This is a genomic window from Jiangella endophytica, assembly GCF_003427025.1.
GTDB lineage: Bacteria > Actinomycetota > Actinomycetes > Jiangellales > Jiangellaceae > Jiangella > Jiangella endophytica.
In genome coordinates this window covers 73,264-85,872 of the sequence record NZ_QVAI01000003.1, presented here as the reverse complement: position 1 = coordinate 85,872, position 12,609 = coordinate 73,264, and the positions used below count along the sequence as shown (strand labels likewise).

Here is a 12,609-nt window from a genome sequence, read left to right as displayed (position 1 = left end):
GTCAGCGCCCGTCGACGTCGACGAAGTCGATGCGGACACCGCCGTCGTTGGACAACGCCGCGACGACGGTGCGGAACGACGTGGCCGTGCGGCCGCCGCGGCCGATGACCTTGCCGAGGTCGTCGGGGTGGACCCGGACCTCGAGCAGCCGGCCGCGACGGAGCTGACGCGTGCGCACGCTGACGTCGTCGGGGTGGTCGACCACCCCGGCGACCAGGTGCTCCAGCGCCTCGGCCAGCATCAGGACTCGTCCGTGCTCGCCTCGGCGGCCGGCGCGTCGTCGGCCTTGGCCTCGGCGGCGGGCGCCTCGTCGGCCTTGGCCTGCTCAGCCTTGGGCTCCTCGGCCTTCGGCTCCTCGGCCTTCGCCTCCTGAGCCTTCGCCTCGTCGGCCTTCGCCTCGTCGGCCTTGACGTCCTCGGCCTTGGCCTCGGCCTTCTTGGCGGCGGACTTCTTGGCCGGCTTCTTCTTCGGCGTGGTGGCCTCGGACTTCGGCTCGCCGTGCACCTCGGCCAGCGCGGCGTCGAACGCGGCGCGCTTCTCGGCCTTCGGCTCGGCGACCCTCAGCGTGCCCTCGGCGCCCGGAAGGCCCTTGTGCTTCTGCCAGTCACCCGTGACCTTGAGGATCGCCAGCACCGGCTCGGTCGGCTGCGCGCCGACGCCCAGCCAGTACTGCGCGCGCTCGGAGTCGACCTTGATGAGGCTCGGCTCGAGCTTGGGGTTGTACAGGCCGATCTCCTCGATGGCCCGGCCGTCGCGCTTGGTGCGCGAGTCGGCCACGACGATGCGGTAGTGCGGCGCGCGGATCTTGCCCATCCGCTTCAGCTTGATCTTGACAGCCACTGGGGTGGAGTCTCCTTGGAATGTTCACGCACGGGTGAGCCGTCGTCACCTGAGTGGGGCACCGGTCACGACGGTTCGATGGATCCGGTGTTCGAGGGTGAGAGGGCCGCACGACCGCCGGTTCAGCAGGTCATTGTGCCAGATCGTGGCGCACGGACCCAACTCCTACGCCGTGTGGGCGGCCGTCTCGTCCTCCTGGACGGGCTCAGGCGCGGCGACGCGGCGGGCGAGCACCACGATCGCGCAGGTCAGGATCGTGACCGCCATGGCGGCGACGAGCACGCGATAGTCGACGACGGCGATCAGCGCCGCGCCCGTGGCGGTGCCGGCCACCTGCGGGCCGTTGAGCGCCATGTTCGTCGCGGCGGACGTCCGCCCCTGCAACCGCGGCGGGGTGAGCCGCTGCCGCAGCGTCACCGTGGCGACGACCGCCCAGACCACGCCGACGCCCAGCACCGCCGCACCAGCCGACACGACGACGACCCACGGCGTCAGCGCGGCGGCAATGCCGGCGGCCAGCACCGCGAGCCCGATGCCCACCGCCGTCCGCTCCCCCGTCCTGCTGATCAACAGCGCCGCCGTCAGCCCGCCGACGATCGATCCGCCACCCTGGATGCTGGCGATGACCCCGAAGAACTCACTCGGCATGCCCAGCGTCTCGACGACCGCGAACGTCGCGGAGTTGGCGAAGCCCGTGATCGCGACGGCGATGCCCAGCAACAGAATCAGGTCGGCCAGCTGCGGCGTCGAGCGCAGGTGCCGGAAGCCGGCGGTCAGCTCGCGCCGGAACCCCTCGCGCTCGTCGGCGGGGGTGGGCGGGCTCTCGTCGACGCGGACGGTCAGCAGCACCAGCGCGGCGATGACCAGCATGGACGCCGTCAGCACAGCGACCGCCCCACCGCCGTAGAGCGCGTAGACGCCCGCGCCGGCCAGCGGCGTCAGCAGCCGCAGCCCTTGGTCGAGTGTCGTGAGCAGCCCGTTGGCGCCGGCCAGCTGGTCGTCGTCGAGCAGGTCGCGCAGCAGCCCCGACTGCGCCGCCGACGTGACGTAGCCGACCCAGCCGTACCCGAACGTGACCAGGTAGATCAGCCACATGTCCGCGGCGTCGTCGACGGCGAGCAGCGCCAGCACCCCGGCCGCCGCGATGACGTTGACCGCGGCGACCAGCGGCCTGCGCGGGAGACGGTCGGCCAGCTGCCCCGCCAGCGGCGCGAGGAACACGGGCAGGCCGAGCATCAGGAAGACGAGGCCGGCGGCCGCGTTGCTGCCGGTCAGGTCCTTGGCCCAGATGGCGACAGTCAGGTAGAGCGCGCTGTCGCCGAAGTTGCTGAACGTCCAGGCGACAGTGAGCCGGCGGAACGGCCGGTGCGCCAGCGCGGACGGCACCGGCTCAGGCCGCGTTGCTCAGCCGGGTGACGGCGGGCCGGCGCTCACTGGCACGGCGGTCGAGCTGCGCCGCCAGCCGGGCGGACCGGGCGGCCCAGCGGCGTAACCGGCGCGTGCGGACGAGGGCGCGGCGGGTGCGGCCGCCGGCGGCGGTCGCCCGGCGCTCGGCGTGCTGGTCGAAGTGGACGCTGAGGTCGATGAACATGGCGGTCTCCTACTGCTGGTCAGGAGCGGCTGCGGTGTGGGCGTCGAGATCGGGGTCAGGGCTCAGCGCGCCGAGGAAATGCACGACGCGGGCGCCGTCGGGCCGGACGGACCGGTCGTCGCGACGCTGCCCGAACCGCGCCACGAGGTCGTCGGCGAACTCGCTGAGCCGGTCGATGACCTCTTCCAGCTCGTCGCGCGTCATCCAGAACGCGGAGGTGTTGATGACCATGGACTGGAGCCAGTCGGGTCCGAGCTCCGCGGCCCGGCCGATGGTGCGCACGAGCCGGTCGGCCTCGCGCTCGACGACGACCCGCGCGACCGCCGACGCCTCGCGGACGGACTCGGGGTCGTCGACGTCGGGCCCGACTGTGCGGCTGCGGCTGACCAGACGCCACGGCTTCTCGCGCCCGCGCGGCTCGCCCGGCTCGACGTAGCCGTACTTGGCCAGCATGCGCAGATGGAACGAGCAGCTGGCGACGCTCTCGCCGGTGCGCTCGGCGCACTCGGTGGCGGTCAGCTCGGGTTCGAGACCCAGCAGGTCCATGAGCTGGAGGCGCAGCGGATGCGTGAGGGCACGCATCGACTGGGGGTCGGTGATCCGCTGCTGTTCCTCGTGGGCCATGACCTAAAGGTAGCTTGCTAAAGAGTTCTTTAGCAAGGGTTCTTGAGCAAGAAGTCTTGTTCAAGCGTTCGCTGGGCTGCCTTGGGCGATGTTGGGTGAGGTTGGCCGGGTGTTCGGGTGGCGGGCTCTCGTCAGCTGAGCCTGCCGCGTTGACCGGCCCCTGCTGCTCTCGATGGTCGGGGCGCGCCGAAGATAGGCCCGACTCCCCCGCTGGCCACCTGCTTCCATGATCATCAACGATCCGGCCCTCTATAGGTGGTTGGATCGTTGATGATCATGGAACGGCGCGATGGGGCGGGCGCGCGGGTTCAGCGAACGACGCGACCCCGGAGGACGATCCGCACGGGGTCGAGCAGCGTCTCGGGCGAGACGCGCGGATCGTCGGCGTACACGCACAGGTCGGCCGTCGCGCCCTCGTCGAGCAGGCCGGTGCCGCCCAGCAGGTAGGACCGCGCCTTCCACGAGGCGGCCGCTACCGCGGCTTCCGCCGGGATGCCGGCCGCCACGAACTCCAGCACCTCGCGCGCGACGAGTCCGTGCGGCAGCTGGCCACCGGCGTCGGTGCCGGCGAACAGCGGGACGCCGGCGTCGAACGCGTCGCGGGCGTTCTGGTGGCGCCGCTCGTGCAGGGCCCGCATGTGGGCGGCGTAGCCGGGGAACTTCACCTCACCCTGCGAGGCGAACTTCGGGAAGTTGTCGACCAGCACCAGCGTCGGCACCAGCGCCACGCCGCGCTCCGCCATCAGCGACAGCAGGTCGTCGGACAGGCCGGTCCCGTGCTCGATGCCGTCGATGCCGGCGCCGATGAGGTCGGGCAGGGCGTCCTCGCCGAAGACGTGCGCCGTCACGCGGGCGCCGAGTTCGTGGGCGCGGGCGATCGCCGCGTCGAGGGCCCAGCGCGGCCAGCACGGCGAGAGGTCGCCCTTGTCGCGGTCGATCCAGTCGCCCACGAGTTTGACCCAGCCGTCGCTGCGCCGGGCCTCCTGCTCGACGTAGGCGACGAGGTCCTCGGGTTCGATCTCCCAGCCGAAGTTGCGCAGGTAGCGCTTGGTGCGGGCGATGTGCCGGCCGGCGCGGACGATCCTCGGCAGGTCGTCGCGGGCGTCGATCCAGCGGGTGTCGGCCGCCGAGCCGGCGTCGCGGATGAGGAGGACGCCGGTGTCGCGGTCGGTGAGCGCCTGCTGCTCGGCGACGTCGTCGGGGACGGCGCCGTCGGCGGCCAGGCCGACATGGCAGTGGAGGTCGACCAGGCCGGGCAGGATCCACCCCGACCCGACCGTCGGCGCGCCGGGGACGGGTTCGTAGGTGACGACGCCGTCGCGCACCCAGAGGTCGCGGTGCTCGGCCTCGGGCAGCACCACCCCACGCAGGTGCAGCGCGGGCGCCGGCGTCGGCGTCACCGCCGCTTGAGGAACTGGGCGATGTCGTCGGGCAGCTCGAAGTTGCCGTCGCCGTCGGCGGCCTCGCCGCCGAACGCGGACGGCACCTGGCCGGGCTGCGGCTCGGCCGCGCGCTTCTCGTCGGCGGCCGCCAGCTGCGCCGCCCGCTTGGCCGGGTTGCCCGACCGGGCGCCGCGCTTGCCCTTCTTGCCCTGCTTGGGCTGCTTGCCCTTGCTCTTCTTACCGCCCATGCCGGGGAGTCCGGGGATGCCGCCGGCCATCCCGGGCATGCCGGGCATGCCGCCGAGGCCGCCGAGCTTGCCCCGCGCGGCCTGGCTCATCATCTCGCGGGCCATGAAGAACCGCTCGATGAGCTGGTTGACCTCGCTCACCTGGCGACCCGAACCGCGCGCGATGCGGGCCCGGCGCGAACCGTTGATGATCTTCGGGTTCGCCCGTTCGCCCGGCGTCATGGAGTGGACGATGGCCTGGACGCGATCGAGCTCGCGCTCGTCGAAGGCGTCGAGCGCCTCGCGCATCTGGCCGGCGCCGGGGAGCATGCCGAGCAGGCTCTTGAACGAGCCCATCTTCTTGATCGCCTGCATCTGCTGCAGGAAGTCGTCGAAGGTGAAGTCCTTGCCGCCCTTGGCCTGCAGCTTGCGGGCCATCTCTTCGGCCTGCTCGGCGTCGAACGCCTTCTGCGCCGACTCGATGAGCGTGAGCATGTCGCCGAGGTCGAGGATGCGCGAGGCCATGCGCTCGGGATGGAACACGTCGAAGTCGGTGAGCTTCTCGCCCGCCGACGCGAACATGACCGGTTTGCCCGTGACCGACGCGACCGACAGCGCGGCGCCGCCTCGGGCGTCGCCGTCGAGCTTGGTGAGGACGACGCCGTCGAAGCCGACGCCGTCCTGGAACGCCAGAGCGGTGTTGACGGCGTCCTGGCCGATCATGGCGTCGACGACGAACAGCGTCTCGTCGGGCTTGACGGCGTCGCGGATGTCCGCGGCCTGTTTCATCAGCTCCTGGTCGACACCCAGGCGGCCGGCGGTGTCGACGACGACGACGTCGTAGAGCTTGCTGTTGGCGTGCTCGATGCTGGACTTCGCGACGGAGACGGGGTCGCCCACGCCGTTGCCCGGCTCGGGAGCCCACACGGCCACGCCGGCCCGCTCGCCGACCACCTGCAGCTGGGTGACGGCGTTGGGGCGCTGCAGGTCGGCGGCGACGAGCAGCGGCTGCTTGCCCTGGTCCTTCAGCCAGAGGGCGAGCTTGCCCGCCAGCGTCGTCTTGCCGGCACCCTGCAGACCCGCGAGCATGATGACCGTCGGCGGCTGCTTGGCGAAGCGCACCCGGCGGGTCTCGCCGCCCAGGATGCGGACCAGCTCGTCGTTGACGATCTTGATGATCTGCTGGGCCGGGTTGAGTGCCTGCGAGACCTCTTCGCCTCGGGCGCGCTCGCGCACCGCCGCGATGAAGTCCTTGACCACCGGCAGCGCGACGTCGGCCTCGAGCAGCGCGACGCGGATCTCGCGGGCGGTGGCGTCGATGTCGGCGTCGGAGAGACGACCCTGGCCGCGCAGGTTCTTGAACGTCGCGGTCAGGCGGTCGGTGAGCGTGGCGAACACGTCTGCTGAAGTCCTCAGGGTCGTCGGCAGGGTACGGGAGTCCTCCGCAAGCCTAACGCGCTGCCCTCCCCCGCGGCATGCGCCAGACTGCCGGTATGGCTGCCGAGGTCGCACCGATCGTGCGGATCCACCCCGCGACTGCTCAGCGATGGGACGATCTACGCGTCCTGCTCGCGCCGCGCGGCGACGGATCCGACGCATGCTGGTGCCTGTCCTGGCGGCTGCCGTCGGGCGCGTTCGGGCGCATGCCGGGCCCCGACCGCGAGGACCGGCTGCGCGAGCTGGTCGCCGGTGAGGTGCCGCCCGGTCTCATCGCCTACGTCGACGACGAACCGGCCGGCTGGTGCAACGTCGGGCCGCGGACGACGATGGAACGGCTGGTGCGCTCGACGACCATCCGGCCGGTCGACGACCTCCCCGTCTGGTCGGTCGTGTGCTTCGTGGTGCGGACGGGATACCGGCGGCAGGGTCTGGCGGAGGAGCTGCTGCACGAGGCGGTCGCGTTCGCGACGGAGCACGGGGCGCCGGCCGTCGAGGGCTACCCGGTCGAGACCGGCGGGGCGCGCCTCAGCACGTCGCTGGCCTACGTCGGAACGACCGGGATGTTCGAGCGGGCCGGGTTCAGGCGGGTCGCCGGCACGGACGCGACCAGCGCGCGGAGGCCGCGCTGGATCATGCGCCGCGACCTGGACGGGGCCTCGGGTGGCGCGGCGAAGGCGTGACCCGCGGGAGGTGCTGACCCGCGCCGCTCCCCCGCCGCGGCTGACCGTCGCCTACGGCGATCTGCCCGACCAGGTGGCCGACGTGTGGTTGCCCGTGGGGCACCCGGGCGGGCCGCGCACGGGTGCGCCGCTCGTGGTCGTGGTGCACGGCGGGTTCTGGCGGGCCGAGTACGACCGGACGCACGCGCGGCCGCAGTGTGCGGGACTCGCGTCCGCCGGGTACACCGTGGCAGCGATCGAGTACCGGCGGATCGGGGCGGGCGGCGGCTGGCCGGCGACGTTCGACGACGTGGCGCTGGCGCTGGACACGGTGCCGGGGTTGGTGGCGGCCGCCGCACCGGGCGCGGTCGACCACACGCGGGTCGTGCACGTGGGGCACTCGGCCGGCGCCCACCTCGCCGTCTGGGCGGCGTCGCGGCACCACTTGCGGGCGGGCTCCCGCTGGGCCACCGCCGCGGGCCGGCCCACAGCACCCGCCGGGGTCGTCGCGCTGGCCGGCGTGCTCGACCTCGTCGCGGCGGCCGAGCTGCAGCTCGACCACAGCGCGGCGCTGGAGCTGCTCGACGGCGACCCCGTGACCCGAGCGCGCCGGTACGCCGTCGCCGACCCGATGGCGCTCGTCCCGCCGGGTGTCCCCGTCGCGCTGCTGCACGGCACGGAGGACCGCCAGGTCCCGCCCGCGTTCAGCCGCCGCTACGGCGCCGCGGCCGGGCCGGACGCCACGCTGCGGGAACTGACCGGCGTGGAACACTTCGGCCTCATCGATCCCGAGTCGACGGCCTGGCCGGCCGTCCTCGACGCCGTCAACGACCTGCTGAGGAGAGCATGACCGCCACCCGCTACCTCTACCTCGCCCGGCACGCCGAGGCCACGCCCGACGAGACCGGGCTGACGCCGGCCGGCCGGCGCCAGGCCGAGCTGCTCGGGCACCGCCTGCGTGACGGCGGCCGACGGCTCGACGCCGTCTGGCATGGACCGCTGCCCCGCGCGGCCGAGACCGCGCGCATCGTCGCGGCGCTCGTGGGAGTCGTGCCGGCCGAGGCCGCGGAGGCGGGCGACTACGTGCCGTCCCGCGACCAACTGCCCGCGGCCTACCAGGGCTTCGTCGACCAGTTCGGCGACGACGACGGCGACCGGCTGGCGGAGCGGGCGATCGAGCGGTTCACCGGCCCGGCCGGCGGCGACGCCGAGCGGCACGAGCTGGTGGTCACGCACGCCTTCACCGTCGGCTGGCTGCTGCGGCACGCGCTCGACGCGGCGCCGTGGCGCTGGCTGACGGTGAACCAGGGCAACGCCGCGCTGAGCGTGATCCGGTACGCGCCGGACCGCCCGCCGTCCGTGCTCGTGCACAACGACACCCGGCACCTGCCCGACGAGCTGCGCTGGACCGGGTTCCCCGACGCCCTCCGGGTGTAGGCGCATGACGATCACGGTGCTGCCGGCGAACGACGCGAGCTGGGCCGACCCGCGGGCGGTGTTCGGCACGCGCGGCCCGGCGTCGCGATGCTGGTGCCAGCGGTACAAGCGGCGACGGCGCTGGCGCGGGCCGCGGCCGGGATCGCCCGCGAGCGGGGCGCGCGAGCCGTCGAGGGCTACCCGATCACGACGACGAAGGTGATCGTCGAGGAGCTGCACGTCGGCACCGTCTGCATGTTCGTGGCGGCCGGCTTCACCGAGGTCAGCCACCCGACCCCGCGCCGGGTCGTCATGCGGGTCGGGTTCTGGCCTCGGGTCAGGGCGCCAGCCGGACCGCGACGTCGTACAGGCCGTCCCACTCGGGCGACTCCTGGACGCAGCGGGCGAACAACCACAGCCGCAGCCGCAGCGGGTCGAGGTCGAGCAGCCCGGCCATGCGGTCGGAGAGCGCGCCGGGGTCGGACATGAGGCGGTCCATGTTGAACATGTGCTGCGTGGCGTCGTAGGTGCGGTCGCCGACGTACGGCTTGGGGTCGATGACCAGCCACGGCTCGCGCTGCGCGGCGACGATGTTCTCGGGGTGCAGATCGGTGCAGAGGAGGACGTCGTCGTCGCTGCTCAGGGGCAGTTCGCGGTAGAACGTGAGCCCCTCGCGGAGCAGTCCGCGGTCGTACTCGGGCGGCGCGGACTCGACCCGCCGCTCGAAGTCGCGGGCCCAGAACTCGCACATCGACGCCAGCGTCCGGAACGGGTGACCCTCGGGCGGGCGGCGCCAGAGCCGGCGCAGCAGGCCGGCCAGGACGACGTCCTGCTCGAGCGCCGGCAGCGACCGGGCCAGCAGCGTGCCCGGCACGGCCCGCTCGAGCAGCAGCGCGCTGGTGGCGTCGGACGTCTCGTCGGCGAGCACCCGCACGGCGCCGTCGCCGGCCCAGAACCGCAGGCCCTCGGCCTCGTGCTCGGCCTCGGCGTGCCGGTAGCCGACCTTCAGCACGACGGGTTCACCGGCGGCCGTCGTGGCCGGCGCGACCCACGAGCACTGCCCGCCCGGCTCGTAGGGTTCCGCGACCGTGAGCCCCCACCGCTCCAGGAGGTCGGGCACCACCGACGGCAGCGTCGCCGCCCACGCCGTCAGCCCGGGTTCCTGGCCACCGGCGGCGAACTCGGACAGTTTCGTGGGCAGGCGGAAGGCGGTCACGCCGGTCATTGAAACCGACGCGACCGCCCGGCCGCACGCGAGTTTCCCGCTCCTACGCGTCCCGCCTGGAGAACAGCCAGCCCGCGACCAGCAGCAGCAACGCCGTCTCGCCGGCGAACACGCCGAAGCCGGTCCACGGCCCCAGCAGGTCGGGGTTGAAGGACTCGACGGTGGCCAGCGTCGTCCCGGCGTTGCCCGGCATCAGCTTCGTCAGCCACTCGCCGGTCGCGCCGGGGATGAGGCCGACCAGGTTGCCGACGATGAAGATCAGCGCGATGCCGACGGTGACCGCGCCGGCCGTGTGCCGCATCAGCAGGCCGAGCGCCAGGCCGAACACGCCCAGCACCGCGAGGTAGAGGCCGCCGCCGACCATCGTCCGCAGCACGTCGGGGTCGGTGAGCGAGAACCCGATCCCCTCGCGGTCGAGGAAGAAGTTGCCGGCCAGGATCGCGACGGTCGACGTGATCGCGCCCAGGACCAGCAGCACGGCGGTGAGCACCGTCGTCTTGGCGGCCAGCACCGGCCAGCGGCGTGGCGCCGCGGCGAGTGTGGTGCGGATCATGCCGCTGGAGTACTCGGCGCTCGCCACCAGGATGCCCAGCACGAGGGCGGCGATCTGGCCGAACATCAGGCCCCAGGTGACGAACGCGCCGACCGGCTCGCCGGCGGTGTCGTCGGCGAGTTCGCCGGCGACGCCCCAGCAGATCAGCGCCGTCAGGCCGACGCTGAGGACGAACAGCGAGGCGAGCGTCCAGACGGTGGAGCGGACGGTGCGGATCTTCGTCCACTCGGCGTCGAGGAGGCGGCCGAACGTGAGCCGGGGCCGGCCGACGTCGGCACGGGGGGCCGGCGCCGCCGCGGGCGGGCTGAGGGTGGTTGGCGTGGTCATGGCGGTCACACTCCGGCGGGAACGGGCTGGTCGGTACGGGCGTGGTACTCGACGCTGTCGGCGGTGAGGCGCATGAACGCCTCCTCGAGCGAGGCGTTGACGACGCTCAGCTCGTGCAGGTAGAGGCCGCGGGACCCGGCGACGTCGCCGACCTGCTCGGAGGTGGCGCCGTCGACGAGCAGCGCGCCGTCGTCGTCGCGGCGGATCGCCCAGCCGCGCTCGCGCAGCGCCTCGGCCAGCACGCCGCCCTGCGGGGACCGCACCCGGACGTGGGCGGCCGAGTTGCGCGCGATGAAGTCGGACATGTCGGTGTCGGCGAGGATCGCGCCGCGCCCGATCACCAGCAGGTGGTCGGCGGTCAGCGCCATCTCCGACATCAGGTGGCTGGACACGAACACGGTCCGGCCCTCGGCGGCCAGCGACCGGATGAGGTTCCGGATCCACCGGATGCCCTCCGGGTCCAGGCCGTTGACCGGCTCGTCGAACAGCAGCACGCCAGGGTCGCCGAGCAGCGCGGCGGCGATGCCGAGCCGCTGGCCCATGCCGAGCGAGAACCCGCCGGAGCGCTTGCGCGCGACGGCGTCCAGCCCGACCATGCCGATGACCTCGTCGACGCGGCGGCGCGGGATGCCGTTCGTCTTCGCCAGCCACAGCAGGTGGTTGTAGGCCGTCCGGCCGCCGTGGATCGCCTTCGCCTCCAGCAGCGCGCCGACCTCGTGCAGCGGCGCGGGGAGATCGCGGTAGGCGCGGCCGTTGACGGTGACGCGGCCGCCGGACGGGTGGTCGAGGCCCATCACCATGCGCATGGTCGTGGACTTCCCGGCGCCGTTCGGGCCGAGGAAGCCGGTGACCGCGCCGGGCCGGACCGTGAAGTCGATCGCGTCGACCGCGGTCTTGTCTCCGTAGCGTTTCGTCAGCCGTTCCGCTGTGATCATGGCGGCAACGCTACGACTGTCGCCGGCGACGAAACAGCAGTTCAAGGGTGGTTTCAGGGCCGTCTCAGGGACATCTCGGGGTGGTCCCTGAGCCGGCCCCCGAGACGCCTCAGCCGCGCTGGGTGAGCGACTGCGGAAAGTCGGTGATGATCCCGTCGACGCTCAGGTCGCGCATCCGCCGCATGGCGCCCGGCTCGTTCACCGTCCACACGTTGATCTCCATGCCCAGCTCGTGCACGCGGTCGATCAGAGCCTGGTCGGTGACGGTGAACTGCGGGTTGACCTGGTCCGCCCACGTCGACAGCTCCAGCAGCTCCGTCTCCGTGGGCCGTTCGGCGTCGAGCAGGCCGATCGGCACCTCCGGCAGCGCGGCGTGGAACGCGCGCCCGTCCGCGACCTCGAACGACTGCACGCCGAGCCGGCCGCCGGCCAGGGCCGCGTCGACGTAGCCGGGGATCGCGCTCAGCTCCACGGCCAGCTGCTCCGGCAGGCCGGTGCCGGCGTAGTGCCCGCACGGGCTGATCTCGGCGAGCAGGCCGGTGCGCCGGCCGAGCTGCCGGATCACCTCCCGGACGGTGATGATCGGCTCGCCCGCGAAGCTCTCGTCGAACCACGAGCCCGCGTCGAGGGTGCGAAGCTCGGCCCAGGTGAAGTCGGACACGCGGTACGACGCCCGGCCCGGGAACCGCTCCTCCACGTCGGTGGTGCGCTCCAGTGTGCAGTCGTGGAAGTTGACCAGCCGCCCGTCGCTGGTCCGCTGGACGTCGATCTCGACGACGTCCGCTCGCTGCCGGACGGCAGCCCGGACGGCCGCGGCGGTGTTCTCCGGCGCGATGCCGGACGAGCCGCGGTGGGCGATGACGACCGGGCCGTCCTCGCCGCCCGGCTGGCCCGCGGCTGCGACCCCTGGGGAAACGATCAGCACGGTGGCGACGACGAGCCCGGCGAGTCTTGCGATCCTGGCGATCCGCACGAGAATCCTCCGATTCGGATGGGTTGCGCCAGGTTGACCGACCGACGTTACGAGGAGTCGGACCAGGGTTGACAGGTCGGTGAAGACCACCGCGTGGTGTGTGGGTGGTGGGTGCTTGGATGTCCTCCATGGACAGCGACCCCGATTCGATCGGCGACGAGCGCGTGCCGGTCGCTCAGGTGCTCACCGGCCTCGAGGTGCATCCGCTCGCGCAGGGCGAGACGGCCATCGAGGCGTTCGTGCTCATCAAGGTCCTCGACGCCGACGGCCGGCCCGCGTGGTCGTACCGCACCACCAATCGGCTGAACCGCGAGGAACTGCTCGGCGCACTGATGGTGCAGGTCGACGTGTTGCGCAAGGAACTGCGCGACGAGTGGGACGACGCCTGAGGGGCCCGTCCCACTCGCCGCGCGCTGC

The 12,609-nt window shown here is 72.8% G+C and carries 15 protein-coding genes; 4 read left to right on the top strand and 11 right to left on the bottom strand.

Annotated features, from left to right (window positions below):
- Position 1: 1 nt before the first annotated feature.
- The 7 genes from DZA62_RS07380 to ffh form a co-directional block, all read right to left on the bottom strand.
- Positions 2-241 carry an RNA-binding protein gene (locus tag DZA62_RS07380; RefSeq protein ID WP_092618113.1) on the bottom strand — a complete coding sequence of 80 codons (240 nt, stop codon included), beginning with the start codon at positions 239-241 and terminating at the stop codon, positions 2-4.
- Positions 241-840, bottom strand: coding sequence for a 30S ribosomal protein S16 (rpsP, locus tag DZA62_RS07375; protein ID WP_116948236.1), 600 nt, complete (start codon positions 838-840; stop codon positions 241-243). The genes DZA62_RS07380 and rpsP overlap by 1 nt, the downstream gene beginning before the upstream one ends.
- Before the next feature lie 165 nt (positions 841-1,005).
- The gene (locus DZA62_RS07370) at positions 1,006-2,226 is read right to left on the bottom strand and encodes an MFS transporter (RefSeq protein ID WP_116948235.1); all 1,221 of its coding nucleotides are present in this window, start codon (positions 2,224-2,226) and stop codon (positions 1,006-1,008) included.
- A gap of 4 nt (positions 2,227-2,230) precedes the next feature.
- The gene (locus tag DZA62_RS07365) at positions 2,231-2,431 is read right to left on the bottom strand and encodes a hypothetical protein (protein WP_116948234.1); all 201 of its coding nucleotides are present in this window, start codon (positions 2,429-2,431) and stop codon (positions 2,231-2,233) included.
- A 9-nt stretch (positions 2,432-2,440) separates the two neighbouring features.
- A complete protein-coding gene (locus DZA62_RS07360) occupies positions 2,441-3,055 on the bottom strand; it encodes a winged helix-turn-helix domain-containing protein (protein WP_116948233.1) in 615 nt (204 codons plus the stop codon).
- 308 nt (positions 3,056-3,363) lie between these two features.
- Complete coding sequence (locus DZA62_RS07355; RefSeq protein WP_232827295.1) at positions 3,364-4,455, bottom strand: amidohydrolase family protein; 1,092 nt, start codon at positions 4,453-4,455, stop codon at positions 3,364-3,366.
- The gene (gene ffh, locus DZA62_RS07350; RefSeq protein WP_116948232.1) at positions 4,452-6,062 is read right to left on the bottom strand and encodes a signal recognition particle protein; all 1,611 of its coding nucleotides are present in this window, start codon (positions 6,060-6,062) and stop codon (positions 4,452-4,454) included. The genes DZA62_RS07355 and ffh overlap by 4 nt, the downstream gene beginning before the upstream one ends.
- Positions 6,063-6,157: 95 nt before the next feature.
- On the opposite strand from ffh, the gene DZA62_RS07345 reads away from it, so the two are divergent.
- From DZA62_RS07345 to DZA62_RS07335, 3 genes are read left to right on the top strand one after another with little or no spacing between them, the layout of a single operon-like run.
- Entirely contained in the window at positions 6,158-6,784 is a 627-nt protein-coding gene (locus DZA62_RS07345; RefSeq protein WP_116948231.1) for a GNAT family N-acetyltransferase, read from the top strand.
- Entirely contained in the window at positions 6,765-7,613 is an 849-nt protein-coding gene (locus DZA62_RS07340) for an alpha/beta hydrolase (RefSeq protein WP_116948230.1), read from the top strand. The genes DZA62_RS07345 and DZA62_RS07340 overlap by 20 nt, the downstream gene beginning before the upstream one ends.
- Entirely contained in the window at positions 7,610-8,200 is a 591-nt protein-coding gene (locus DZA62_RS07335; protein WP_116948229.1) for a histidine phosphatase family protein, read from the top strand. The genes DZA62_RS07340 and DZA62_RS07335 overlap by 4 nt, the downstream gene beginning before the upstream one ends.
- Before the next feature lie 316 nt (positions 8,201-8,516).
- On the opposite strand, the gene DZA62_RS07325 is transcribed toward DZA62_RS07335, so the two are convergent.
- The 4 genes from DZA62_RS07325 to DZA62_RS07310 all read right to left on the bottom strand — a co-directional run bounded on the left by DZA62_RS07325 (position 8,517) and on the right by DZA62_RS07310 (position 12,192).
- Complete coding sequence (locus DZA62_RS07325; RefSeq protein WP_198663509.1) at positions 8,517-9,395, bottom strand: aminoglycoside phosphotransferase family protein; 879 nt, start codon at positions 9,393-9,395, stop codon at positions 8,517-8,519.
- Between the two features lie 52 nt (positions 9,396-9,447).
- Positions 9,448-10,284 (bottom strand): ABC transporter permease subunit, encoded by an 837-nt coding sequence (locus DZA62_RS07320; protein ID WP_116948591.1) that lies wholly within the window; start codon positions 10,282-10,284, stop codon positions 9,448-9,450.
- Between the two features lie 5 nt (positions 10,285-10,289).
- Positions 10,290-11,219, bottom strand: coding sequence for an ATP-binding cassette domain-containing protein (locus DZA62_RS07315; RefSeq protein ID WP_116948227.1), 930 nt, complete (start codon positions 11,217-11,219; stop codon positions 10,290-10,292).
- A gap of 109 nt (positions 11,220-11,328) precedes the next feature.
- Positions 11,329-12,192 (bottom strand): glycerophosphodiester phosphodiesterase, encoded by an 864-nt coding sequence (locus DZA62_RS07310; RefSeq protein WP_116948226.1) that lies wholly within the window; start codon positions 12,190-12,192, stop codon positions 11,329-11,331.
- A gap of 128 nt (positions 12,193-12,320) precedes the next feature.
- On the opposite strand from DZA62_RS07310, the gene DZA62_RS07305 reads away from it, so the two are divergent.
- Complete coding sequence (locus DZA62_RS07305; RefSeq protein ID WP_116948225.1) at positions 12,321-12,581, top strand: hypothetical protein; 261 nt, start codon at positions 12,321-12,323, stop codon at positions 12,579-12,581.
- Positions 12,582-12,609 lie beyond the last annotated feature (28 nt).

Excerpts from the sequence above, each read along its gene's own strand:
- DZA62_RS07345 (WP_116948231.1), top strand. The coding sequence starts at position 6,158 with ATGGCTGCCGAGGTCGCACCGATCGTGCGGATCCACCCCGCGACTGCT.
- DZA62_RS07380 (WP_092618113.1), bottom strand. The coding sequence starts at position 241 with ATGCTGGCCGAGGCGCTGGAGCACCTGGTCGCCGGGGTGGTCGACCAC.
- DZA62_RS07365 (WP_116948234.1), bottom strand. The coding sequence starts at position 2,431 with ATGTTCATCGACCTCAGCGTCCACTTCGACCAGCACGCCGAGCGCCGG.
- DZA62_RS07335 (WP_116948229.1), top strand. The coding sequence starts at position 7,610 with ATGACCGCCACCCGCTACCTCTACCTCGCCCGGCACGCCGAGGCCACG.
- DZA62_RS07315 (WP_116948227.1), bottom strand. The coding sequence starts at position 11,219 with ATGATCACAGCGGAACGGCTGACGAAACGCTACGGAGACAAGACCGCG.
- DZA62_RS07360 (WP_116948233.1), bottom strand. The coding sequence starts at position 3,055 with ATGGCCCACGAGGAACAGCAGCGGATCACCGACCCCCAGTCGATGCGT.
- DZA62_RS07305 (WP_116948225.1), top strand. The coding sequence starts at position 12,321 with ATGGACAGCGACCCCGATTCGATCGGCGACGAGCGCGTGCCGGTCGCT.
- DZA62_RS07320 (WP_116948591.1), bottom strand. The coding sequence starts at position 10,284 with ATGACCACGCCAACCACCCTCAGCCCGCCCGCGGCGGCGCCGGCCCCC.